A 24,955-nucleotide genomic window follows, 5' to 3' on the forward strand; every position below is an offset into this window, starting at 1 on the left:
CATTAATCCCTAACACTCTTTGGGTTTCCTGGGGATATTGTCGCAGAAACTCGTCAATATTGCTCATGATTTTATCTTCGGTAAAATTGAATTATAACACACTTTTTTACTCTAGTATTATTTTTAGGAGATGTCTAATGACGGCAGCCATCTTTTTCTTGAGCAACTCCTTTAAAAGGTTTATCATTAGCCTTTTGATCTAAAAATTGCTCGTTTTCTGTATTTCGCTTAACCCATCTGTTATTTTGGGGATTAAAGGTTTGAGAACGATTCTTAACTGAACCTTTACGGTAATTCTCCCCTGTATTTTTAGCCATATTACTTTCCTCAAACTGTTTATTGAATTCATTATACCTAACAATGATTTTATCGTCAACCTTATTCCTAGAGTAGAAGATTATCTAATTGAGGAACATTTTTTGACCCAGTTTGTCTCTAGAAGAGTGGACATCAGGTAAGGAGTTTGGCAAATTGAGACCCATGCCCCCTATTTTTACCAAAACAAATCTCAAAAAATCGGTCAGTATCGTATTGCTCTTATTGGGCGTTTATGTGACGGGATTAGGGACTTTGATTAAACTTCAAACCACATTAGCACTACGCAAATCTCCCCAACCGCAAGCCATTTTAATGTTGGGGGGAAATCACGATCGCGAACCCTTTACCGCTCAATTTGCTGCCGAGCAAGAGTATCCCTTGGAAATTTGGGTCTCTTCTGGTGTTGGGCGCAAAAAAGCAAGTCAAGCGTTCCAGGCTGCTGGTATTCCGGAAGAACGGGTTCATTTGGATTATCAAGCTGTGGATACCGTAACTAATTTTTCGACATTGGTGGATGATTTGAAGTCAGAAAATATTCACCATGTTTATCTGATTACGTCCGATTTTCATATGCCCCGATCAAAGGCGATCGCGACGATTATTTTAGGGAGTCAAGGCATTACCTTTACGCCCATAGAAGTACCGTCTTCAGATGAGGGAGAATCGCCGCTTAGTCTTGCCAGAGATGTGAGCCGCTCGATCTTATGGACACTAACGGGGCGCACTGCGGCGACGCTTAATCCCCAATTCCATAAACTGCGTGCCCAGAATCTGAAACAAACTGAAGCACTATAACAATTAATGATTAATAATTGTTGACTAGGGCTTTGGTGCGATCGGAACGGCGTAAAACTTCAATATCTTCTGCATCTAATTCTACAGGAATTCCGCTGCGAATAAGTTCAGCAAAATTTTCATTGGGAATCATGATGCAAAGGGCATACATGCGTCCTTTTCCCGTGTTTTCAATCACATGAGTTCCGGTGGGCGGCACCATTAAACTATCGCCAGCTTGAATGCTTACTACTTTACCGTCACAATAGGCTAATCCTTCTCCTTTTAAGATAAAGAACATTTCTACAGCTAATTGATGGCGGTTGGGGGGCGTTTTGCCTCCTGGATCGAAAATTTCAATACAATAGGTTAAGGAAAAATCGGACATGGTGGGATCGAAGACGATCGCCAGTCGATTGCTGTCTTTCGGGCTAATGCGATAGGCTTGATACTCTGTGGGAGATTTGAAGACTGGAATCATGCAATGATGCTTATTCATAATCTTAGAGAAAATTAGGATAGAGATTGATATTATTTCTGTTTAAATAGTTTCAATTCCCTCGATGAGCGCTGCACTCTCACAAACAAAGCCAAAACATTGTTTGACATTATAAAGGGTAGCGTCCCAACAATAGGAGGGCGAGGTGGTGGCAGTACAGTCTTGAACTAAAATACAGTCATAGCCGAGAAAATTGGCATCTTGTAAGGTACAGAGAACGCATTGATCGGCGTTGACTCCGGCAAAGAAGAGAGTGGTTTTCCCTAGGTTACGGAGAATACTGTCGAGGGGAGTATCCCAAAAGCCACTCATACGATATTTAGCGATGTGAATATCTTCCGGTTGGGGTACGAGTTCGTCTACAATGGCGGCAGCCCAACTGCCTGCGGTGAGGACCTTTGCCTCTTTTTCAGGGAGACGATCGCCTAATCCAATGCCTTCTCCAGTAGGATTATACACATGCCTTAACCCGGCACTGATGTTCAATAAGTCTGGACGATTCCCCCAATTGAGCCAAATAATGGGGACTTGAGCGGTGCGTAAGAGGGGCAAAAGCTGATTTAATGGATTAATAGGCGATCGCGCTGGTGCAACATCGACTCCAATATGAGCTAACCAACCCTGGGGATGACAGAAGTCATTTTGCATATCAATCACCAATAGGGCAGATTTTGCCAAATCTAACCGTAAGGTTTTGGTTTCTGTAGTCAGGGTAATGGGTTGAGGAGGAACTGGAGAACGGGTAATATCAGCAGTATTAGCATTTACGTGCCAAGCGTTGGGTGGAGTTCCCAGAGGGTTGAGAGGCTGGTTCATTGGATGCTCCTGAATCAAATAAGGCTGCTTTATTTAAGCTTATGGAGCCAATGGGAAGCTACCCAGAAAACCTAAAGAAATGATAAAAGGGGATGAAAGATGACCGACAAACTAGAATTACCAGTAAACCTATAATGGGGGCTGTCACTCTGGAGTGGTGAAGTTTCAGGTGGTGGTACGGAAATGGGAGCGATCGACTGTAATTGCTCCATTTACTCTAAAAAGGGCTTTCTCAATATGATTATTCTTCCTGAAGATTTTACCCTGGGTTTGGCTTAAATTATACGGAAATTGCCCAAATAGTGGTCAGTTGGATGCAGATATCCCAACCTTGGGTTTTGAGTGTATACCTTACCAGTCGAGAATTAGGGAACCATTGCTACAATATCTTCACATTGGGTATTGTCCATCAGGGAGTGGCGATTTCCATGTTGTGGTGGATACCTCTCTTCATGATATTGCGCTTAATAAATACTCTCAGACAATTGCCTCAATAGAAACCATTAGTTGCAAACTTAAAGAGAAGTTATCTGAAAGACTAAAGGAGCCGAAAGGATTTAATAGTTATGGAGAAATTCAGGAATGGTTGTAGGAAAAACACGGGGAGGTAGTTAAGTATAAAACGGTTCATAAGACGGTGAGGTATAAATTAGGAGGGAAATTAAAAACGACTCGTCCGAGAAGAGAAGGAGTTGGTTAAGACAGTTAGGTTATTGTTTGAGGCAATAGGCAAGAGGCAATAGTCAATAGAAAATGTCCTAACTTTCCCTTTGTCTGCTATATTAATTTGAGAAGATGAGTCTGAGTCATTGAGAAGCAGCAGATGTCACTCCCGTCCCTAGGTTGACCTCTTGGAAAGATTCAGTTCAGCTAAACCCAGATACTCTATCCCTTCTGGAGTGACAGAAAAGCGACAGGGGAGAATTTCTACTCCTTTGGCGATCGCCTGACGCAACAGTTCTCCATAGACGGGATCGGCGCACTCTCCAGGGGAAAACTGCTCACAGTCCGCGCGATTAATGAAATAGAGCATCACCGCTCTTGCTTTTGGAGGAAGTTCCATTAACTCCCGTAAATGCTTTTGACCGCGATCGGTTACCGTATCGGGAAACAAGGCAACCTCATTTTTAGCCCAAGTGGTATTTTTCACTTCTACATAAATTGGCGGATCTCCAGTCAGGAGAAAATCCACGCGACTGCGCCGATCTTTGCCATAAACGACCTCAGTTTTCAGGGTTTCATAGTCTTTTAACTCAGGAAAAATTCGCTGCTCTAGAGCTAATTTAATGACTCGATTGGGTAAACTCGTATTCACCCCCACCCAAATCGGTTCCGGTTTTTGCAGTTGAATCATTTCCCAAGTGTAAGCCAACTTACGCTTAGGATTGTCATGATAGGATACTTGTACCGGAGCGCCAATTTCACAAACATCAGTCATCGGCCCTGTATTGGGACAATGGGCCGTAATCAACTCCCCAGTTTCCAATTCAATATCAGCTAAAAACCGTTTATAGCGACGTTTGAGAATACCTGGAAATAGGGGAGGATAGTGATATAAAAAAGATGACATTTCTAGAATTAACTGCACTTATCCATTGCGGCGATCGTCACATCGATATAAGGAGATTCTACCCCGACTAAATCTGTCAAGATACGGGTAACAATATTAATCGCATCTCCTTTGGCAATAAAGAGATTAACTGTTTCTATCCATTGCTGATCGTGGGAGGGCAAAATCATACCATAGGAAATACAAGTTAGCGGTTCATTCGGTAAAAGACTGTATTGAGAAGAAGTTAATCCTTGTCTTTCGGCTTCTCCAACTAAGAGAATCCCATCACTGGCAAAGGCATCAATTGTTCCTCTCATAGCATCTCGAATAGCTTGTTGTCTGCCTTGATTTCCGGTGTAAGATATTGGATCGGCGAGTTGATAGCGACTCTCAATAAATTTGCGTGTTAGAGTATCATCTAAAACTCCAATATCTAATCCTTCCAAAAATCCCAAAGGTTTGAACAAAATTCGAGTTTGAGGACGCATTAAAAAATAGGTTCCCGTAACGAAGAATTTTGTGGAAAACTCGGTTCCTTGAGGTGGAGTGGTGCTGATAGTATTCGGTCCACATTCTAGATGAACTCGTCCATCTCTGACACTGCGATATCGACCATTCGAGGAAGCTTCATTGAGGGTTGATTCAATGGTTTGCAATTCAATAGAGCGGTTGAATTGCTGTTCTAATTCTTCAGTAAAAGACTCCATCATCTCGATGCAAAGTCCTTCCCATTCTCCCGATTCTACATAGCCGAAAGGAGCTGCATCTTTACGAATGCCGACTTTTAAGGTTCCGGTGTTTTGAATTTCTTCCAGAATTTCTTGCGCTGGACTGGCTCCAGCAGTTATTAACAGGATACCCAAGCTGGCGGCGATCGCAGTTATTTTTTTGAACATTACCGTTATTGATTGTCGGAATAAGCTGACGAGTAAGAATATCCCCAAATCCTCTTTTTGTCAATTGTGCGACAATACTTGAGTAGAGAGGAGAGTCAACCGTACCCATGATGGAGAGTTTACCGCCTTAGCCGATCGCCAAGCGCCCGCTAGAATAAACTCGTAATTATCATCATCGGGCAAAAGACTCACAACTCCATTACAATCGGGGTGAATCTGGTTGCCTATTCCCTATTCCCTAGTGCGTAGCGATCGTCTATATGAGGTTATCTAATCATGAGCGAAACTGATACACCGAAAGAATCTACCGTAGTAGAAGTGGAAGTTAGCCCTGAAACCAAAGCCATGGTGGAAGAAGATGAGGGTCTAAAAAATGCTACAGAAACCGTTAAAAATGAGACTATGGCGCTGATTGAAGCCATTAAAACCAGGGCCCAGTCAGAACTTCATAAAGCTGGAAACTATACCTTAGAAACCTATCTCAGTTCAGTTAAGAAAGCAAAAACCAGCCTAGAAGAAGAACACCTATTTGATCCCGATCGGATTGAAAATTCTCTCAAACTTCTACAAAAAGATGCAGAGAAAAATTGGGACAATATTGTCAAGCAAGCCCAAGAATTTGGCGATCGCCTCTCGGAAGCGGCTAAGGCAGCTTGGGAAATTTTAACTGCTCCCCGCAGTCAAAGCGACGCTGAATCCAAAGATCCTAAATAAATACTCCTAACTCAGAGCATCTGAGAGATAACCTGCCGTGGCTTCCACCACGGCGATCGCATTTTCATACATCATCCGCGTTGGTCCCAAAACCCCCACACTCCCGACAGGAAGGGAACCACGAAAATAGGAAGAAGTCACTAGAGCGCAACTTTGCATCGGTTCCAAAGGATTTTCTGAGCCGATCCAAACCTGCACCCGACTACCTTTTTTTTCCCGATCGGGAACTTGAACAATGAGTGGCAATAATTGAGTGGGTTCTTCTTCGAGCAAATGAATTAAAGCTTGTACCTGATGCAGTTGGGAAAACTCTGGTTGTCGCAATAATTCTGCAACCCCACTCATCCAAATATCCGTATAAACAGAGGTCGCATGGTGCTGTTGAAACTGGTTCAAAACCTGGGTAAGCTGTTCTCCATAGCGTTCAAATTCGCTATCTAATTCCGTCCAATCTAGATGCTCCAACTCCGTCAGTAACCGTCCTTTCAAATTATGGTTAAGAAAATTGGAGAGAACTTGCAATTCCCTGGCTACTTGTTCTAGGGTTTGGCTTCCTTCTTCTTCTGTCTTGGGTAAGTCAATAAAAGTAGAATGGGTTTGGTACGTATCGGTAACCAAAATTAGCATAGCGCGATAATGCGACCCATCACTGGCGCGATCGCTATCCACCGCCACTAATTGCAAATGATGCAACCGAGCATTCTGCGCTTGAGGCATAGTAATCAGAGTAATATAACCGCTTAAACTCGATAAAATTTGGGCGGCTGATTTAAAGAGGGCTTCTAAACTCCATTGCCAATTGAGCTTTTCTTGTAGCAAGCTTTCCACTTGTTTCCCTGTCTTAACATTTGGGGTCATCAAATGGTCTACATACCAGCGATAGCCGGAATCTGAAGGGACACGACCGGCTGAAGTATGGGGTTGATAGAGTAGCCCCGATTTATCTAAATAACTTAAACAAGAGCGAATGGTAGCCGTGCTTACAGAAAAATTATATTCTTCAACCAAAACTTTTGAACCTACGGGTTCGGCTGTGGCAACATAATGATTGACCGTTGCTTGTAAGACGCGCTTATGGCGATCGCTCAGTTTAAATTCTAAGTGCATTTGAGTGTATATCAGAAATATTATGGAATCGATAACCGATGTGTACTGAAAATAACCAGGACGCTCATCGGTGGAAATTTTGATCTATAAGTCATAAGATAGCAAGAATTTGTCCATCCATCTTCTAGGATAGGGATTAGGGGAATAGGGGGATAGCATAACCCTCTTCTGTCACTCTCCAGTTTCTCCTAGCATTAGAAATTTCTGGAGCCAAGGTATAATGGATGATATGGAGTTTTGCGATCGCTTGCTATACTTCCATCCAGGAGAGTCCATGAGACAAGCTGCCAGAGTAAAGCAATGGTGAAACCCTCAATTCTTGACCCTGCCGCTAGTTACAGCTTTAGCCAGTATAGTACCCTACCCTTTGATACCGCCGATATTTTAGCTGAATTCGGGGTTGCTATGGAGTCTACTTCTCTCCAACTCCCAGAGCAGCAACCCCTAGACCCCACCCCACTGACTGATGAATTGGCAGAAAATTTGGCGTTAGTCGATCCTACCTCAGAAATTGCTCGTCGAGAATCACTCATTTTCCCAGTGCTGAAAACCGTCTGCAAGTTTATCCAGTCACCCCTCAAGATTGAATATTCGATCCGAGTCAGCAACCAACTCAAGGGAAATGTGGATTACTTCATTCCCACCCCTCAAAATCTCGTGATTATTGAAGCGAAAAATGCCGATCTTGGAAAAGGATTTACCCAACTTGCAGTAGAACTCATTGCCCTAGACCAGTGGATTGATGCCCCTGTAGACTATCTCTACGGAGCAGTTACGACAGGAGATACCTGGAAATTTGGTCTGTTTCATCGCCAGCAAAAGTTGATTCAAAAAGACATCAATACCTACGGTGTCCCCAATGACTTGGCTAAAGTTCTCGCGATCCTATTTGGTATTACGCTCCAAACACCCAGTACAAATTGACTGCGATTTATGTCCTGTTAGTCGTATTCATTTCCTTTGGTGAAGCATACAGAGGATCGTGGTGATAGGGCAAAGGAGCGCCCGAGGCTAAAGCATCAAGAATGACCGAGAAATCGACCCTCGGACGAAACCCCAGTTGTTTTTCTAACTTGGAAGCGTCATAAACGCGATCGATATGTGCTGGAAGAGTCCAACCCCTTTCGTCATATAATTTTTTCGCATTTGGAAAATAGTGTGCGATCGCACTGAGTGCATCTGAGATCAGTAATGGGGTATCCTCTCGACTAAATGGAGTCGGTGCAGACAGTATAAATGTTTCACATCCCTTTCCTTTTATCCGTTCGAGTGCCACAACATGAGCCGCCGCCGCATCCTCGACGGTCAACCTCCGATTCAGAAACTCGTTAGCCTTTAAATTTAGACCACTTGGGAACCTCAGCGTGTCGTCTTCTTCCGGGAAGAAGCGCCCAGTACGCAGGATAGCAATATCAAGTCCATGATTGACGGCAAACAGTTGGCAGATCTGTTCGGCAGAAAACTTAGTGACACCGTAGATGTTGCGGGGTCGGATCGGCCCAAATTCTTCATCGAGCCAAAATGCTTGTTTTGCTCCACCTTTTATACCGGCTCGCACCTCAGATGAAATCATTAATGACGTAGTTGAGGTAAACACAAAGCGGTCATGTCCAGCCCTTACCGCTGCTTCAAGGAGATTTAGCGTACCCGATATGTTGACATCAACAAAAGCTTGTTTAGAGTAGCGAGCAATGTCAGGCTTGTGAAGCGCGGCACTGTGAATCACTGCTCCGATGTCATAATTAGAGAAAACCTGGTCAATTAATGAGCGATCGACAACACTACCGATGATCGTCGTGTAGTCGCCCTGAGCAATATCGAGTCCAACGACTTGGTAGCCTGCTTCGCCTAAGCGTGGAGCTAAAAAACGCCCCAGCCAGCCCGACGAGCCGGTTAGCAAGATAGTTTCGCAGGGACTTTGCTGATTGAGAGGGTCGCTTGGCATCATCAATACTCCATTTTAATCTGATGATTTTATAGCGCTGGGCTATAGTATTGACAAATATTGGAAAATGGCATGGATAGCTTGTTCGATGTCAAAGTTATAGCCAGAGGTAATCCCATTCTCCGACCCCATTCCCCATTCCCTAGCGCGCAGCGCTATACGATCGCCAAAAATCTCCCCCCAGCACTGAACCAGAGGGAGATGAACAAGACAATCAAGGATAAGAGCTAACTGGATTTAGACAAGGGGTTGATTATCGATCCGGCGTATTACGATTACAGAAGGTTTGGGAGGATCGTTCGGCCCTTTACCCGGCCAGTTAGACCCCAGAGGCACTACGCGCTTTTGCATGAACTCTTGGCCGTCAGTCGTCATCATAGAAAATTCACGGGTTTCTGATGCCATGTTTTTCCGCATTCCATACCGTTCTCCAGGGTGTTGAATCGCCAGAAATAAGGTTTTGCGATCTTCTGTGAAGAACGGGCCACAGGATTCGGTTTCCATAGGAGACAGGGCAAAGGGATAGGCTTCTCCTGCATGTTCACCAGAGAGGGGAAGATACCACATGGAGTTATTGCCGAAAATCCCCCGTAAATTGGATTGACTAATAAAGTTGCGTTGTTCATCTACCCGTCCACTGGGCACAGCTTTATTGTGTCTGGAGGTAGACATATCGGTAACCATCCAGAGGTTACCCATGGAATCAAAATCCAGGTTATCGGGGTTAGAAAAGCCCATTCCGCCTTCGGTGGCTTCTCCACCCATGGCGAGATTATCCCAACGGAAGGTCATGGCGGCGGGATCGTTGCTGGTTTCTTCGAGACGCATGATCCAGCCATGTTCGTGGCTTTCCCCTTTACTGTTGGAGAAGACGGCTTTATGGGCCCCGCCATCTCCGCCAGGGCTGCCGGAGGTGAAGGCGATGAAGAGTGCCCCATCTCCGGGACGGATCATGGTATCTTCGGGGCGAGCCGTACAGGTGGCTCCGGCAGCGTTGGCAGCGAAGTGAGCATCAATGAGGATGGCTCCTTGCACTTCTTCTGGGGTGTTGCCCTGGTAGAGGTCGCCCAGAGTACGGAATTTTTGCTTGAAGACGGCGATCGCCCCATCCTGTTCAATTTTCTCAAATCCGCCTTGGGTGCGATCGCGATGGGGTAGGGGAATCATGCCTCCATGATAATCGCTCGGTAGGTCAGGATTGACGGGAGTATCAGCTTTTAGGGGAATCCAAGACCCCGTTCCATCGCCATTAAATTTAGCCGCATAGAGCATTCCATCACTGAGCAGGCGCGAGTTGGCTTTATCTTGGGGATTACGCACCAGTCCTTTACTGACAAATTTGTAGACATGACCGCCCCGGCGATCGCATCCTGAATAAACCACTAACGGCTTACCCGCTTCAGCTCGAATACCTACCGCTTCATGGCGGAAGCGTCCTAACCAAGTATGCTTGGTTCCATAATCATTACCATTGGCTGGATCGACTTCCACCATCCAACCATACTTATTACCGGCTAACCCAAAGGGGTTGCCTTGACCCTCAAACTCATCTCGTTGAACGGGTTTTGCCTTGGGATGCAAAGAGGTACCATCAGCATAAACCCCTTCGGGGACAAAATTCTGGAAATTCTCTTCCGCGCTGAATACCGTACCCCAAGGACTGGTTCCCCCGGCACAGTTGTTAAATGTACCGATAATTTTATCGCTCAGAGTATCAATATAACCTATGCCATTGGTCTTGCGGAAAATGGACACGCTGGGGCCAGTTGCTCGCAGATAGTTTCCATCCTCTAAGCCAGAGATGCCGGTAATCCGGCGGTCTTGGGGGGAATAGGTTCTCACCCATTGCCCATTGGCCTCCCGGCGCAGAGAAATCACCCCAATGCCTTGATCGATCAAGGTTTCCTTAAAAAAATCATAGAATTCAGCTTTCAAAGCGCGATCGTTCAACTCAAAGGCATTGATTCCGTCACTTCCAGCTTTGTCCAGTGCAGGCAGCACTTTGGAGGGCAGAGATTTACCCATCACCATCGGATAGGTTTGCTCCCAGGTAGGAACACTGACGTATTCAAAGTTAATGGTTAAAAACCCTGTGTCTGGCCCGGTGGGGACAAAGGAGAGATAATCATTGTTATATCCAAACCGAGAATTGCCTAGTTTGTCTCCCCAAGCTCCTATCACATCATAAGTGTATCCTTCAGGCAGCACCACATCATCGAGGACTTCATAGGTACTATACAAGGATTTTTGTTGCTCTGGCGATAGCCCTTGATAGGAGAGGGGACAAGGATATTTGACTGGATCGAACGTTAAGCCTAAAGCTTTAGATGAGGAGGCTGCGGTAGCTGAACTTCCAGGTACAGAAGCCGATCCGCCCTGCTGTCCCAAAGAACCACAGGCAACAGTTGTTGCAGTTGCTCCCAGGAATAATAAAAATTGTCTGCGTTGGAATGTCATCGTTAACGAGTTGAGTTGAGCGCTCAGTTTTTGACATTATGACTGTATCGATATTAGGTTAAGCTTTCGTTATTTCTAAGGAAATAACTCATTAATGTCAGTTGAGATTGAGCGATCGCTCGTGGCTAACGTGAGCAAAGTAAGAGATGTTTATAGCGCTACGTTTTAGGGTTAGGACAGTTCTAAATCCTATAACTCTTTCACCGTCTACTATTGCCTGTTGCCTGTTCCCTAGCGCTACGCCCTATAGAACTCATTGGTAACTTTCTGATAAAGTTCCAACACTAAAACTCAGACAATTGACTTAGAGCCAATTGTCTGAGCTAACTTTTTGATTCACTAGCTATCGTCTAGAAGCTTTCTAACGCAATTGCTCTAAATCAGCCATGAATGCATCGAAGGCTTCTTGAGTTTTGCCTAAATAATTCCCATCAGCCTCTAACTGATCTTTTAATTGTTGGGCAATTCCAATTAATCCTGCATCTTCGGACATATAAGCGCCTTTCATCTCAATCTCGCGCCAATATTCTTCTATAACACGGGTTCTCATTGTTTCATAGGTCTCAATTAGGGAAGCCTTGACTTTCCTTTGTTCGGTAGTCAGGTTTTCATACTCCAATTGACTAATTAATTCCGCTAATTCCGAAAGATGGCGGCGTACATTTTCCAAGCTCATAACAATGTCCCTTAATAAGATCGGAGAGTTTTGAGAGGTATCTTACCAGGTTCTTTGGAAGACCTCTGATACGTTACAAAGGTTAACACGTTTGCTCTCTTATCGCTCAATGATGAGATTCTCCAGATTAGAGGGAATCTTAGCGGCTTTAAGTAAGGGTTGTAGTCCCTCAAAGACGCGATCGCCAATAATCTCATGTCCATCAGCATTGGGATGTATGATATCATCTTGCCGATATCGCTCATCCCTGAGCAAGCCCTTGAGGATCTGAGGAATCAAATAGGCTTGTGTCTCCTGGGCTAATTCCTCAAACATGCGATCGTAACTATCTCCCACTATGCCTACATTGATGCCTAAAATCACGGCGATTGCCCCCTGAGCTTGAATCTGGGTGATGATTTGGCGTAAATTCTCCTCAGTCTCCGTTTCGGGGATGCGTTGTAGATAGTCATTCCCTGACAACTCCACCATCACTAACCAGGGATTTTCATCCAATACATCGGTTTGCAGACGCGCTAACCCCATGGCTGTTGTATCTCCTGCAACCCCTTGATTGAGAATCGGCACATTCAACTGACGACTTAAAACACTGGGAAACGCTTGCTCTGGGTTTACTCCATAGCCAGAGGCAATGCTATTGCCTAAAACAATAATCTGTTCTCCTTGTCCGAGTTGCACATTTTTGACCTGGTTTACTGAGGAACTGCAACCAATGACGAGTCCCCAGGTAGTGAACCAGAGGAGGATCAGAAGGAGCGATCGCTGAACTGTGTGTTTTGCCAAGGGAAGTGGAATTAAACTGAGGATAAACGAGATCATGATGACGGAGAATTGATTGATCATCCCTATTGTAGCGATCGGTGAGAAACCGGGTTTCTACAAGGATATGGAAAAGCAAAGAAGGGGAGGGATAGGCGGGGATTTCACTCTTTTTTGCCTAACTTTAGCCAGTCAAAAACTTCTTGCTCTACTTCAAGGCTTTGACCGTAACCATACCACTTTTTATTGTCTGAATCCGAAAATCATAGCCTCGCAATAGCTGCATCCCAATTAGAGGAACAGTTTCTGACTCATTAATATCAATTATGCAATGCGGGGTTGTCGAACTGTCATTGGCTTAACCTCGGTTTCAACAGTGTCTCTCCATTTTACTTTTGATTGCCCTGGCTACGTAGCTGCAAACTTTATCTATCCTTTGGGCAAACTTCAAAAGTAAAATCGTGTCGATAAAAACACCCATTGAACTCTGCAAAGAAGTTCATGTTGCCGAGAATAACGGGTACATCTCTCAATCCAGTCCAAGCCAGCCCAAAAAGATGAAAGTTGTTCTTGTGCTTCAGAATAAGAGTAGAGCATTATATCTCCACCTCAATGACTTGAATCCCCTCACATTTTGCAATGTCAACCCGATTTCTCTCTAAAGAAACCCCATTTCAAAGGTTATTTAGTTATTTTCTTCATTTTATTTATCCATGAATCCACTCTTTTTATTCCTGTATCGACCAAGAGATTCGCAATACAAGGATCGATTTTTTTCTCAATCTCTGAACAAGAATCATCTTCAAAATACCGAGCCATCGTCCACCATTTATCAAACAATTCCAATTTGATCAACGGGTCATCCAAGATTTGCTTATAGGTCTGTTCAGATAAGTATTCATTTCTTAAATACATCAAAAAAAGTAGTTTTACTTCAAAATTATCATCCTCATTTTCTGTATTTGCTCTATTATAGCTCCAAACAAAATCTTCAGATAATATATACTCCAAGTCAGTATCTAAGTCTAACTGAGATAACTTTTTCTTCAAATCATCTTTTGGAGTGATTACATAAAGTGCACGCAGTAATATCATGATTTTTATTGTTTATAATTCAGCAATCTTGTGAGTTAACGGATTAATAATTTGCTGATAGATGTCATATAAACTAGATAGATCCTTAAGCGGAAATCGTTGTACTTTCCACACCCCATTCAACTCACAGCCTAGAGAATTCGGATAAAAACGCCCACAAATCCATCCATCTTCTTCTTTTTCTGTCGTCGTCTCAATGCGTATAAATTTCCAAACCATTTCTGCCATATCATACAGTCGCGTTTCAGGATTATTTGGTTGAGGATCGACGATAGCAATCCAACATTCAGGTTCCTCTACATCCGCCACATTGGGATCGTCACAACCCACCCAAATCCAGACAAAGGCCATATAAGGAATTTCTTGGGCGAAGTAATCATCAATGCAACGATCGCCGATTAAACGATCTGCATCAACATAAAAACGTCCTAACCAAAAGGGGAGACCTGTATCATAGGGTTGCTGGCGATTCGATAAGGTATAGTGATCTAATAACATATACTCGTCATCACAAACGGCAAATAGTTTATCCACAGAAAGAGGTATAAGTTTTTTGCCATTATTTTCTGATGAAAATCTTTTATCCAGCAGTTTAAATAGGCTGCCGACTTGCTGATGATAAGCGAGCAAGATTTTGTAGCTTTGGGTCACTTGCTCTACGATTTCTTGACTCATCATGATTGGATTAGAAAAAATCACCGATAATAAAAGGCTGTAGAGTTACAGCCTTTCGAGTTCATTTATTCCGGGTTTTGGTGTATTTGGCGTTGGGTTGATGACATCAAAGCTCGATTAATCGGAAAACCAGGAACAGGCATGACTTGATATTTCCGTTCGGCTTCGAGTTGTTTGAGTTCGGTATAATCAACCCAGTGGATACAGTCTACGGGACAGGTTTCGATCGCTTCTTGAATCAGCTCTTCTGGGTCTCCATCTTGCTGGATTACTCGCGATCGCCCATACTTGTCTTCAATATAAAACGTATTTCGGGCTACATGGGCGCAATGCTTGCACCCAATACAGGTTACCTCATCCACATAAACCCCTTTCTGGCGCAGGATTCCCCCCAATTCGGGTTCAAATCCTGTCCGGTCTGGTTCATCCCGCCACACACCGCCTAATTCAGGTTCTAGTCCACTGCGTTCTAAATCCTGATCGTCGGTTGAAAGGGGATAAAAATCATCCATTATGCACTCCAACGTTGCAGCACTAAGCGAATTGAACCATCTTCATTTTTCTGCTGTTCTGCTACTTCAAACCCTTGTTTTGCAGTCTCTTGCACCACTGTATGATAGGCGTAGCGCTGGGTGATTTTATTGATAAATCCTTGTACGGAAAGATTCTGCTGCCAGAATTGCATATCCGAAACTAATTGATAGGATTGGCCATTCCAACTAAAGCCAATATCGTAACCATTCTCTTGTTCGATCACCACTTCAGCGTCGTGAGTTTGTCCTTGATATCCGCGAACGGGACTCGGGCCAGATTTCCAATCAATCTCTAACTCACTTAAAGCGGTTTTCAGAGCCTCTAAATTGCGAATCTGAGTTTTAATTTGACTAAAGTGTGACATGGCAGGTTGTTTGGTGTAAAAATACAAAATACAGTTGACACAATCGTTACCATTGGCTGAACGTAGCCTGATTCGTGGTAACGTCCTGTTCCTGTTGCACTTGGGCAAAATACTCAGCCGTTGGTTCGACTTTGAGTACATGACCGAGTTGAGCTTCAATGGCTGCGGTCACTTCTGCACAGGACGATCCAACAATGCCAGTAACGGTTTCTTTTACCCGACCATCCGGGTAAATGATGAACTCTAGGGTTTCCATGTGAATTTGTCCCTGATAAACCAAGCCTATGGTTCTTGCTTAAAGGCATGAACCGGACTTTTAGTTGCATCATAACGACGCAAATCGTAACAAAAATTATGACACACTTGAAGTGTGTTCTCAATTATTGGTCAGTGTGACGCAAGTTTCTCAAATCGTCAAGAATCCTAGGATATAAGGATTTGAGGGTTCACTGTCGAAGATATAAATCGTTATCATTTGTAATTATTTCTTATAAGGGCTATAGGCGAAGGAATCACGCCCAATGGTTGATAATGGAGGATTAGTCTGGTTCAAAAAATTGGTGTAACGATAATGAACAACCAAAATATTGGGGTGATGCATGTTGGTGTTTTGGGCTTTGGCGGTTTGGGACAAGCTGCGGCTAAGGTTTTGGCTCCCAAAGGGGAAATGCGGTTAACGGCGGTGGCTGACCATAAGGGCTATGCTTACAATCCAGAGGGGTTAGATGGGGATGTTTGCGCTCAAGTGTATGGAGATCGCCATTCTGTGGGATATTTAGAGCCATGGGGAATCCTGAGCGAGAATAGCATTGCTGATTTGATCCAACAGGCTTCTGTGGTAGACGGTTATTTTCTAGCGCTTCCCAATCTCCCCAACACTTTCATGGCAGATGTGGCTCGGCAGTTTATTGCCTCCGGTTGGCAAGGGGTGCTGGTGGATGCCCTCAAACGCACCAGTGCCGTAGAACAACTGCTAGAGTTACAAGATGAGTTGCAACAAGCTGGCATTACCTACATGACTGGATGTGGCGCAACTCCTGGTTTACTGACTGCTGCTGCTGCTCTAGCTGCCCAAAGTTATGCTGAAATTCATTCGTGTAAAATCACTTTTGGGGTGGGTATTGCCAATTGGGAAGCTTATCGGGCAACCATTCGCGAAGATATTGCCCATATGCCTGGCTATGATGTGGAGAAAGCACGAGCGATGAGTGATGCCGAAGTTGAGGCGCTCTTGGATAAAACTAACGGTATTCTGGCTTTAGAAAATATGGAACATGCCGATGATATTATGCTGGAATTAGCTGGAATCTGCGATCGCTCCTGCGTATCCGTCGGTGGTATTGTCGATACCCGTAACCCCAAAAAACCCCTCAGTACCAACGTCCAAATCACGGGACGCACCTTTGAAGGCAAAATTTCTACCCATACCTTCACATTAGGTGATGAAACCAGCATGGCGGCCAACGTTTGCGGGCCAGCTTTTGGCTATCTCAAAGCCGGAATTTCTTTCCATCGTCGCGGTATCCACGGACTCTTTACTGCTGCTGAAGTCATGCCCCAATTTGTCCGCTAGATGAGGATTTGCCCTCACTGATGGCGATCGAGTAGAGTGTCCATAACCCTACTCGATTCTGCTTGATTAATTTCCAAGATTCCTCATACGAAATCATAACAACTATAGCTAATATTCAAGGATTTGATAGGATTGATTCTTCAGAGGTGAATTCCTCTCATTCCCTGGTTTATGGCGTGTTTATAGGAAAATAATATTCTATTTCTACTCTATGATTTTCAAGTTTCATGCTTACATGGGAATGCATGTTTGTACTATCATAGACTCCTGGATGAGAAGTTTTAGGTGAACAAATATGCCACAACAGGCTATAGCAAAATCATTAGACTCTCAAAGGAGAAAAGGGAGTAGCGACAACTCCCTAGTTCAGCCGTTCCTAAAATGGGCAGGAGGGAAAAGAAAATTGTTCCCAGTTATCAAAAAGTATATTCCACAAAAGTATGGTCAATACTATGAGCCGTTTATTGGTGCAGGTGCAGTTTTGTTCTCACTTCAGCCAGCCAAGAGCATTATTAATGATACAAATCCTGAACTAATTAATTGTTACAAAATAATTAGAGATGATTCTGATGAACTGCTTATGGCTTGCAAGGAACATGAGAGAAATAACTCAAAAGAATATTACTATACATTGCGCAGTCAAGATAGATGTTCTACGTTCAAGCAATTATCACCAGTCGAACGAGCAGCACGGCTAATCTATTTAAATAAAACTTGTTTTAATGGATTATTTCGGGTGAATAGTAAAGGGCAATTTAATGTCCCCTATGGAAATTATATAAATCCTGCTATAGCAGATCCGGTTACGATAAAGGCAGTTAGTGCCTTTCTCAATCGCAGATCAGTTAGAATCTATGAAGGTGATTTTGAGGATGCAGTCTCAACTACAAAGAAAGGAGACTTGGTTTATTTTGATCCTCCATACTATCCCATTTCTGAAACATCATCTTTCACAGGATATAGTGTGGATGGTTTTGGGCAGAGGGAGCAGGAAAGACTGAAGCTAGTATGCGATCGGTTATCCGATCAAGGTTGTAATGTATTGATCAGCAATTCTAATGCTCCATTAATTCGTGAGTTATACCGCGATTCTCGCTATGAAGTTGTTGAAGTTAAAGCTTCACGGGCAATCAATGCAGTTGGCTCGAAAAGAGGGAAAATTCTAGAATTATTGATTTATAACAAGTATGAGTGCAAACCTGTTGAAAAATGAAATAGCCCTCCTTAAAAAAGTGGTGGCTGTTTCATTAATCTTCTTTAATATCCAAAGATTGAATCTGCTCAGAAAACCAATTGGCAACGGTGATATTACTGGCTTCTTGTAGATGAAGAAGGGTTTGTTCAAGAAGAGCTATGGGTAAGCCAGATAAACCTTGGAAATAATCGCACTCTTTATATTGGTTATCGTCTTGTAGCTTGAAGGCAAACACTCGCTATCCTTTAACATCAATCACCCAATATTCAAGGATACCGAAAGAAGCATACAAGTGTTTTTTCTGATCCAAATCGCTCGATAAGGTGGTATCGGAAATTTCACCAACCAGATCGATCTAAATCAATATAGCGTTGGTCTTCAGGATTCCAGGTGAGATAATTGTCTCCAATATAGAGAACTAGATCGGGTGCAGCAGCACTGTGTTGCGATTTTTCTAGTAAACAGTCACCAAAAGAGCTAAAGTTTTGATTTTGCTTTTGACTGCACCAGATCCAAAAAAATATGGTGAATAAATCGCCAGTATTGCAGTTATTTATTCCGTCTGAACCCATCTGGACTAAGAGTTTATATTGGTAGTAGTATAGCTTGATTTTTCGGGACAGTCGCGATCGCGCCAAACCTCATCGTTTGCCCAACTACAGTGTTGCCAGAATGGTAAGAAAACTTCAGTTTGGCGAGGGTTACAGATGAGGGAAGTTATAAGATTAATCGTAATAGGGTTTTTGTTAGAGCAATAGATAACTGCGGGTACTTGTATGCTATATTAACGAATTGGTGACTTACAATATGAGAATGCTCTATGGCATTTTCATCTCAAATGAAAAAATACCTAGGATTGCTATCTACTTTAATTATTACCGGATTCTCGTCAAGTGCGGCACTGGCATCCCCGGAACCGGATCGAACCGTCTCCTGTGATGTACTGGTAGTGGGTGGGGGACTGGCAGGTACGGCGACTGCTTATGAGGCGTTGCTCGGAGGTAAAACGGTTTGCCTGACGGAGTTGACGGACTGGGTAGGGGGTCAAATTTCTTCCCAGGGAACTTCGGCGTTAGATGAGAGAACGACACAAAGAGCGCAATTGTTTTATTCTCGCGGGTATTTGGAGTTGCGCGATCGCATCTTCCAAACCTATGGCAAGCTAAATCCAGGTGAGTGTTGGGTGAGTGTCTCCTGCTTTCTACCGAAAGATGGTCATTTGATCCTGATGGAGATGCTGGAAACTGCGGCAAAACAGGGGAAAGGGACGCTGCATTGGTATCCCAATACGGTGGTGAAAGACTTGGATTATAATGGCGATCGCACCCTCATTCAAGCAGCAAGTGCCATTCAACACCAAGCCGCACCAGGCGCACCGCCCCTAAATACCCGCTTTCTCTCCCAAACCCTAGAAGATGCTTATACTTACGACAATTCCGAGTATCTGACTAAAAGTATTATCCGCTTCATTGCACCCCAAGATAAACCCTGGTATGTCATCGATGCGACGGAAACCGGGGAATTAATTGGACTCACCAATATTCCTCACCGTTTGGGGATCGATCCGCGATCGCCCCTAGAACCCTCTTCATCGAGTGAAACCGGCAATCCCTACTGTACCCAAGGCTTTACCTACACCTTCGCCATGGAAACCATGGACGAACCTCAACCCCAGGTGATGCCAGACTTTTATCCCCAATATGCCCCTTACTATAGCTACGAATTAGAGCGCCTAGCCAGTTTTGATCTAGTGTTTACCTATCGCCGGATCTGGAGTCCAACCACAGGAGAAGCCACGAAATTTAGAGGCATTGGTTTTACAAAACCCACCCCTGGGGATATCGGGATGCAAAACTGGACATGGGGCAATGATTACCGTCCAGGGACTTCAATCGATAACTTTATTTATACTCCAAACCAACTGCAAGCCACCGGTCAATTGCAGCCTGGGGGATGGCTGGGAGGACTGCGCGTTGATGCCTTACGCAAAGCCGAAGAACATGCTTTGGGATTTTATTACTGGTTAGTGGCGGGAACCACGGATTCCCAATTGGGAGATGGATTTAAAGAACTCCATCCCAATTATCGCTTTTTATCTGGGTTAGACTCCCCCATGGGAACCGCTCATGGACTGTCGAAATATCCCTATATGCGTGAAGGACGACGGATTATTGGTCGTCCCAGTTGGGCCCATCCTGATGGATTTACCATCTGGGAAATCGATATTTCTCGCCAGGGATATACCGATGACTATTATAGCCAAGCCTTACCCCCAGAGGAATACAGAGCCTTTCGAGCGGCGATCGCCGGATTAGAGGCGATCGAGGTTCTGCAATCTGATGCCCTACCTAACCCTCCCCAACGTCGCACCCGCTCCACTATCTTTCCAGATTCTGTTGGCATTGGTCACTATGCGATCGACTTTCACCCCTGCATGACGCAAAGTCCTCCGGAAAAACCCGGTAACACCGAGCGCGAAGGAGAACGTCAAGGCGCAGGGACGGCTTACCCCTTCCAAATTCCCCTGAGAGCTATGATTCCCCAACAATTAAATAACCTGTTAATTGCCGGTAAAAGTATCGCCGCCAGCCATATTGCGGCGGCTGCCTATCGGGTGCATTCCTTTGAATGGTCAGTTGGTGCAGCAGCCGGGAATACGGCCGTTTTTGCCCTCGAAAACGATCTGATGCCTTATGAATTGGTCGATAATTTACCCGCACCAGAACCCCAATTAGAAGTCTTGCAACAACGGTTAGTGAATCAAGGGAATCCGATCGCTTTTCCCAATACCTCAATTCTGAATGAAAATTGGGACAGTTGGCAGTAAATCTCGTTATGGAGTGCAATCTGTCTATGATAAAGTGAGCAATAAACTTGTAATTGATGGGAAAAATCACCAATCAAAAAACAATATTTTCTGTGACCTTTAAGGATTTACCCACTCTAAAAATCACTATCCAAATTATACCGATCTCCCTAAACCAGTAATAATAGTCTTTTGTTAGTTGTCACCAATGAAGTGAGTGGCACCACTACAATTTATGTCATTGAAGAAACAGGGTTTGTCCCCCAACTCGGCATGAGAGGTGATTTTTAGCCAAATTAAACGGATTCAGACATCATCAGGGGGTTGATAACGGATGCTTTCACCTTCAATATCTTGAGCAGGAGGTGGGGTATATACAATCGTTTCAGTCCCATCATCATCATATTGATCTCCATCGCCATCCGGAATTTGATCGGGCATATAGGCAGCCGTGAGCAGATGCTCGATCTCTTCTGGAGCGTCTATATCTTCAATTGTTGATTGGTCTGACCGATTGAAATACGATCCCGATTCAAAGGCTACTGTTTCGTCTTCAGCGATTTCAATTGGGGGTAAGAAATCTGAATCAGACGGTACTTGGGGCAGATTGGAGTTGTTTTCGTTTTCTGTCCAACTGGCTTCTTGGTAGGCACAATATTGTTCCCAAGTCCAAAAGACTCCTTGGGATTGAATGAAATTATGATGTTGGGGATCGATGAGTGCCTGGTAGAGACAAGCGTTGCTAAAGTTAGTCTCTTCTAAAACCGTGCCTTGTAATTTGGCTCCAGCTAGGTTAGCCATGCTCAGATTAGCTCTTGATAGGTTGGCGTTGGATAGGTCAGCACCGGATAAGTCCGCACCAGATAGGTTGGCTTCTTGGAGTTGGGCCCCACTCAGGTTGGCTCCTTGGAGGTTCGCACCCTGGAGGTTAGTGTTTTGCAGGTGACTTTTGGGTAAGATGGCGTGTTGTAAGTTGACCCAAGGAAGCTGAAGGTGATGGAAGTCTCGTCCCAGACGTTGCCAAAAGGTGAGGGGGGCTAAGATCGATGCTCGGCCAGCTAAAGTGAGGAGTTGATTGGGGTTGTACGGAAGCCAACGGCCCAGGGTTGTGGCCCCAATTTGCAGCTTGAGATCAATGGTAAGGCGATCGGGGATACCACAGGGGTAGAAGGAAGTAGACGTAGCACGAGCGAAGACGGCGATCAGAAGAAGGAGATTGATACCAAGGATGGCATCCACTTGCAGGATATTGATGGGGTTTCCAAGGGATTGGAAGCGATCGTGAGCTTGTTTGGGGATGGAGGTGTTAATCCATTGGGCTTGGCAGTAGCTGGCCCAGAACCGATCCAACCGATCGCACAGAGTGCTTAAATTGAAAGACTGGGGATAATTGTTTTGCTCTCGTTGCAGTCGCTCTAGCAGTAGGTCTTCACTATTGTAAGGGAGCAGGCCAAATCCGAGCAGAGGATAGAGGATTTGGGCAATGGCGTGCAGGTCAAATTCTTGACTGGGATCGAGGAGAGGCTGAAGTTGTTTGGCGATCGCCTCAATGGCTAAGTATTCACCGAAGCTACGATGGGTAAATTGATATCCAATGGTTTGCCGGTGGGGTTTTGGGGTCTCCTGAAATAAAAAGGAGGGTAAATCTAAGGGTTCAGATTCGGTAAGGTTCAGTTTAGCTTTCAGGTGAGTGCTGTTGAGGGTCTGTTGTCCACTTTGGAGTAAAATTAGAGCGGCATTTTGGCACAGGATACGCAGATTGAAGGGTGAGCGACTTTTGAGAAAACGGGATATAGTTTCTTGCGATCGTCCCGCATGACCTAAACCGATGCGAATCAGTTTTTGGGTCTGTCTCCCCCGCAATCGTCCGGAGGTAATTTCACCCAGCAACCAGGTCATCATGCGATCGTAGATTTCTAGTTTTACCCCTGGAAACGGAATATCAATTAAATCTTTCTCGAAAAAACCATCCCGATGCAAAACACCCAATAGATACAACATTAAGGGTTGGCGCGCCATAGCTGCTAATTCTTTGGCTGCGGTTTTATTACTGAATAATCCGGCTTGTTTGAGGAAATCAAAATAGGATTTAGCAATTTCCCGACTTTGCAACTTTGACCAATTCTTAAACCATTCTTGCACGGATTCTAAATCCATTGGCTCGATCTGAAATCGGGATATCTTCAAGGGAAATCGAGTTTTCAATACCCCATTGAGGAACGCCACATCTGCTTCTGGCTTCTGAGTGCCCATCCTTTGGATTTTTTGCTCTAAAGCCAAACGGGAACGAAAATCAGACCGACTGGTTAAAACAATTTTATGCCGAGGCCAGCCCCTCGGATCGCGGTGTTTGTGTTGAAATTGAGCAATTTGTTCGAGTAATTTCTGATAAGGGTCATCCCCCACACACCCATAGGGCATAGAATCCAAACTATCCAAAATGAGGACGCAAGGGGGAAATCCTGGTTTTAACCAACCATCATTGCGGGTGAATTCTGCTTTTTTAAATGCAGAATCCAAGGTTTCTTCTAGGGAGTTTCCCAACTGAATTGAACCGAGGGAAATGACAATCGGCATCCATTCAGGATAGGTTTTTTGGGCAATTTCCGCCGCCCACCATTGACAAAAGCGAGTTTTCCCTAAACCAGAGGGGCCCTCAATGAGGGCTAAACTATAGGTATCGGCAAGCTGTTGATTCGCCCAATTGAGTAAGGAAACACTTTTTTCAGATTCTAGACAATTGGTGGGCAATCCTTTGGGAATAACATATAATTGAGACCAAGAAAATGATTCTTCAAAACAGGGGAAAGCTAGATTGATTCGCAGATCGGCACGATAGAATTCTCTCGGCAAATCAATGATTGCCCGTGCCCCTGGAGAAGCCACTTCTAAAAGTTCATAATCTCCTACTCCAGCTCCATAAAATCCCTGACTAGAATCGCCAATACGGACAAATTTTTGCAGTTGAGGTAAATAAATATGATATTGGGCAACGGTTTTGAGTAATTGTCCGAATAAGCCTTGATGGAGCCGTTGCACTAATAATTGGCTCTCCCGATCCTCCGCGCCATTAGCAACTAACCAAGCTTGAATGACTTGATGAATGTGAGCAATAATGGGAGCATGATCTAAATCAGAGAGAATTTTTTCAGTTTCTAAATCCGTGAGCCGTTTACGGTGAATAATTTCGAGTTGGGAAACCCAAGGGGTCTGCTCAGTTTCGGTGGATGAAGAAGGGGGGAATTGAGCGATCCAACTGCGATTTAACCAAGGTTTGCACAGGGTTTCTTCTTGAATCAATAGGTTTTCTAAACCATCAAGATAAGTAATTTCCAGGGCTAACCAGGTGCTATGATTACGAGGCATTGGTTTATACTGACTTTCGACGTGGATCATGGCACCCGTCAGTTGGCTTAAAGGGCGAAGATGCGATCGCCCAATCGAAAGAGGTCTTGCCAGAAATTCCGCCAGAATATTGGTGTGGAAACCGGTCAACTGTTCCTCATGTAGGGCTTGCACCAGTCGAAACGCCACACCGGCTAAATCAGCTTGGCTTAACTGATGAAGGTTAATTGTAATGGGCGCATCATGAACTCGATCGGGTGTAGAGGTAGATTTAAAGAGGGATAGGCTTGGCTGAATCGAGCCAAGGCTAAGATGGGATGCTTGAAGCCAATCATAAATCTTGAAGTTCATTCTACAGGTTGTGGATCGCGAATAGTCTGACGGCTAGTTTTAGAGAAGATAAGAAACAAGGCGTTTATTCAGATTACCCCTCCCACGTTAACAATCAAAAGATCTTGATGACATCGGGGGAGGCTCCTGAATTGAGGGATTGACTTCCGAATAGGAGAACTTGAGAACAATTACCAACGGAAGCTAAGGTCGATCGGGGTGCTTGGCTTAACCGTTATCTTATGACTTAAACTATACAGAACTAAGGTTAGAGGACACAAGAGTGAGTGTGGCATAGGCTCTTTCAAGGATTTTAAAGACCAAAACCCATTACACTAAACAACGGTTAAACTCTAGAACAAGACCAGAGACCCTAGGCTACTCTGGTTAGTCTATATCTAATATTTGGCGATCGCCCTGGACTCGATCCGGATTTCCCCCTGTGAATGCGGATTGGCCTCTTTTCTAAACGATTGAAACCTAGTTTAATGACTTAAATTACATCTGCGTCTTCTTTATTAAGTA

Annotated in this window: 24 protein-coding genes and 1 pseudogene; 7 read left to right on the forward strand and 18 right to left on the reverse strand. The window is 44.3% G+C overall.

The window, feature by feature from the left end:
• Nucleotides 1–134: 134 nt before the first annotated feature.
• The gene (locus PN466_RS20620) at nucleotides 135–317 is read right to left on the reverse strand and encodes a hypothetical protein (RefSeq protein WP_271943288.1); all 183 of its coding nucleotides are present in this window, start codon (nucleotides 315–317) and stop codon (nucleotides 135–137) included.
• Nucleotides 318–480: 163 nt separating this feature from the next.
• Here PN466_RS20620 and PN466_RS20625 point away from each other — a divergent pair, with 163 nt between their 5' ends.
• On the forward strand, nucleotides 481–1,113 hold the full coding sequence (locus PN466_RS20625; protein ID WP_271943291.1) for a YdcF family protein: 633 nt from the start codon (nucleotides 481–483) through the stop codon (nucleotides 1,111–1,113).
• Between the two features lie 10 nt (nucleotides 1,114–1,123).
• On the opposite strand, the gene PN466_RS20630 is transcribed toward PN466_RS20625, so the two are convergent.
• Both PN466_RS20630 and PN466_RS20635 read right to left on the reverse strand, forming a co-directional pair.
• The gene (locus PN466_RS20630; RefSeq protein ID WP_271943293.1) at nucleotides 1,124–1,591 is read right to left on the reverse strand and encodes a cupin domain-containing protein; all 468 of its coding nucleotides are present in this window, start codon (nucleotides 1,589–1,591) and stop codon (nucleotides 1,124–1,126) included.
• A gap of 42 nt (nucleotides 1,592–1,633) precedes the next feature.
• Complete coding sequence (locus PN466_RS20635) at nucleotides 1,634–2,407, reverse strand: cysteine hydrolase family protein (protein ID WP_271943298.1); 774 nt, start codon at nucleotides 2,405–2,407, stop codon at nucleotides 1,634–1,636.
• 254 nt (nucleotides 2,408–2,661) lie between these two features.
• Here PN466_RS20635 and PN466_RS26655 point away from each other — a divergent pair.
• Nucleotides 2,662–2,850: pseudogene (locus PN466_RS26655) on the forward strand (IS4 family transposase); the annotation flags it as partial.
• Between the two features lie 395 nt (nucleotides 2,851–3,245).
• Here the strand turns inward: PN466_RS26655 and sfsA are convergent.
• Nucleotides 3,246–3,977, reverse strand: a complete 732-nt coding sequence (sfsA, locus tag PN466_RS20640; protein ID WP_271943301.1) for a DNA/RNA nuclease SfsA — start codon at nucleotides 3,975–3,977, stop codon at nucleotides 3,246–3,248.
• 8 nt (nucleotides 3,978–3,985) lie between these two features.
• The gene (locus PN466_RS20645) at nucleotides 3,986–4,855 is read right to left on the reverse strand and encodes a transporter substrate-binding domain-containing protein (RefSeq protein ID WP_271943303.1); all 870 of its coding nucleotides are present in this window, start codon (nucleotides 4,853–4,855) and stop codon (nucleotides 3,986–3,988) included.
• A gap of 276 nt (nucleotides 4,856–5,131) precedes the next feature.
• Here PN466_RS20645 and PN466_RS20650 point away from each other — a divergent pair, with 276 nt between their 5' ends.
• Nucleotides 5,132–5,569 carry a hypothetical protein gene (locus tag PN466_RS20650; RefSeq protein ID WP_271943306.1) on the forward strand — a complete coding sequence of 146 codons (438 nt, stop codon included), beginning with the start codon at nucleotides 5,132–5,134 and terminating at the stop codon, nucleotides 5,567–5,569.
• A gap of 6 nt (nucleotides 5,570–5,575) precedes the next feature.
• Here the strand turns inward: PN466_RS20650 and hrcA are convergent, their stop codons facing one another.
• Nucleotides 5,576–6,676, reverse strand: a complete 1,101-nt coding sequence (hrcA, locus tag PN466_RS20655) for a heat-inducible transcriptional repressor HrcA (RefSeq protein ID WP_271943309.1) — start codon at nucleotides 6,674–6,676, stop codon at nucleotides 5,576–5,578.
• 300 nt (nucleotides 6,677–6,976) lie between these two features.
• Here hrcA and PN466_RS20660 point away from each other — a divergent pair, with 300 nt between their 5' ends.
• Nucleotides 6,977–7,600 (forward strand): hypothetical protein, encoded by a 624-nt coding sequence (locus tag PN466_RS20660; protein WP_271943312.1) that lies wholly within the window; start codon nucleotides 6,977–6,979, stop codon nucleotides 7,598–7,600.
• A 7-nt stretch (nucleotides 7,601–7,607) separates the two neighbouring features.
• On the opposite strand, the gene PN466_RS20665 is transcribed toward PN466_RS20660, so the two are convergent.
• The 9 genes from PN466_RS20665 to PN466_RS20705 form a co-directional block, all read right to left on the reverse strand.
• Nucleotides 7,608–8,624, reverse strand: coding sequence for an NAD-dependent epimerase/dehydratase family protein (locus PN466_RS20665; RefSeq protein ID WP_271943315.1), 1,017 nt, complete (start codon nucleotides 8,622–8,624; stop codon nucleotides 7,608–7,610).
• Nucleotides 8,625–8,858: 234 nt separating this feature from the next.
• Nucleotides 8,859–11,078: a PhoX family protein gene (locus tag PN466_RS20670; protein WP_271943318.1), complete on the reverse strand. Its 2,220-nt coding sequence runs from the start codon at nucleotides 11,076–11,078 to the stop codon at nucleotides 8,859–8,861.
• A gap of 361 nt (nucleotides 11,079–11,439) precedes the next feature.
• Nucleotides 11,440–11,754, reverse strand: coding sequence for a hypothetical protein (locus tag PN466_RS20675; RefSeq protein ID WP_271943321.1), 315 nt, complete (start codon nucleotides 11,752–11,754; stop codon nucleotides 11,440–11,442).
• A gap of 99 nt (nucleotides 11,755–11,853) precedes the next feature.
• On the reverse strand, nucleotides 11,854–12,597 hold the full coding sequence (locus PN466_RS20680; RefSeq protein ID WP_271943324.1) for a GDSL-type esterase/lipase family protein: 744 nt from the start codon (nucleotides 12,595–12,597) through the stop codon (nucleotides 11,854–11,856).
• A 597-nt stretch (nucleotides 12,598–13,194) separates the two neighbouring features.
• Complete coding sequence (locus PN466_RS20685) at nucleotides 13,195–13,608, reverse strand: hypothetical protein (protein ID WP_271943327.1); 414 nt, start codon at nucleotides 13,606–13,608, stop codon at nucleotides 13,195–13,197.
• Nucleotides 13,609–13,620: 12 nt separating this feature from the next.
• Nucleotides 13,621–14,286, reverse strand: a complete 666-nt coding sequence (locus PN466_RS20690) for a hypothetical protein (protein ID WP_271943330.1) — start codon at nucleotides 14,284–14,286, stop codon at nucleotides 13,621–13,623.
• Between the two features lie 62 nt (nucleotides 14,287–14,348).
• Entirely contained in the window at nucleotides 14,349–14,795 is a 447-nt protein-coding gene (locus PN466_RS20695) for a ferredoxin (protein WP_271943333.1), read from the reverse strand.
• Nucleotides 14,795–15,181: a DUF1257 domain-containing protein gene (locus PN466_RS20700; RefSeq protein ID WP_271943336.1), complete on the reverse strand. Its 387-nt coding sequence runs from the start codon at nucleotides 15,179–15,181 to the stop codon at nucleotides 14,795–14,797. Before PN466_RS20700 ends, PN466_RS20695 begins: the two co-directional genes overlap by 1 nt.
• 46 nt (nucleotides 15,182–15,227) lie before the next feature.
• Entirely contained in the window at nucleotides 15,228–15,437 is a 210-nt protein-coding gene (locus PN466_RS20705; protein ID WP_271943338.1) for a DUF2997 domain-containing protein, read from the reverse strand.
• 315 nt (nucleotides 15,438–15,752) lie between these two features.
• On the opposite strand from PN466_RS20705, the gene bioU reads away from it, so the two are divergent.
• Together bioU and PN466_RS20715 are read left to right on the forward strand one after the other, a co-directional pair.
• Nucleotides 15,753–16,754, forward strand: coding sequence for a (S)-8-amino-7-oxononanoate synthase BioU (gene bioU, locus PN466_RS20710; RefSeq protein ID WP_271943341.1), 1,002 nt, complete (start codon nucleotides 15,753–15,755; stop codon nucleotides 16,752–16,754).
• A 295-nt stretch (nucleotides 16,755–17,049) separates the two neighbouring features.
• The gene (locus tag PN466_RS20715; RefSeq protein WP_271943343.1) at nucleotides 17,050–17,967 is read left to right on the forward strand and encodes a DNA adenine methylase; all 918 of its coding nucleotides are present in this window, start codon (nucleotides 17,050–17,052) and stop codon (nucleotides 17,965–17,967) included.
• 34 nt (nucleotides 17,968–18,001) lie between these two features.
• Here PN466_RS20715 and PN466_RS20720 read toward each other — a convergent pair whose 3' ends face one another.
• A complete protein-coding gene (locus tag PN466_RS20720) occupies nucleotides 18,002–18,184 on the reverse strand; it encodes a hypothetical protein (RefSeq protein WP_271943346.1) in 183 nt (60 codons plus the stop codon).
• Between the two features lie 3 nt (nucleotides 18,185–18,187).
• Entirely contained in the window at nucleotides 18,188–18,304 is a 117-nt protein-coding gene (locus PN466_RS26505) for a Uma2 family endonuclease (protein ID WP_390890049.1), read from the reverse strand.
• Nucleotides 18,305–18,769: 465 nt separating this feature from the next.
• Here PN466_RS26505 and PN466_RS20730 point away from each other — a divergent pair, with 465 nt between their 5' ends.
• Nucleotides 18,770–20,776 (forward strand): FAD-dependent oxidoreductase, encoded by a 2,007-nt coding sequence (locus PN466_RS20730; protein ID WP_278003172.1) that lies wholly within the window; start codon nucleotides 18,770–18,772, stop codon nucleotides 20,774–20,776.
• Between the two features lie 285 nt (nucleotides 20,777–21,061).
• On the opposite strand, the gene PN466_RS20735 is transcribed toward PN466_RS20730, so the two are convergent.
• Complete coding sequence (locus PN466_RS20735; RefSeq protein ID WP_271943350.1) at nucleotides 21,062–24,451, reverse strand: pentapeptide repeat-containing protein; 3,390 nt, start codon at nucleotides 24,449–24,451, stop codon at nucleotides 21,062–21,064.
• Between the last annotated feature and the right edge of the window lie 504 nt (nucleotides 24,452–24,955).

The organism is Roseofilum reptotaenium CS-1145 (assembly GCF_028330985.1).
Lineage (GTDB): Bacteria > Cyanobacteriota > Cyanobacteriia > Cyanobacteriales > Desertifilaceae > Roseofilum > Roseofilum reptotaenium.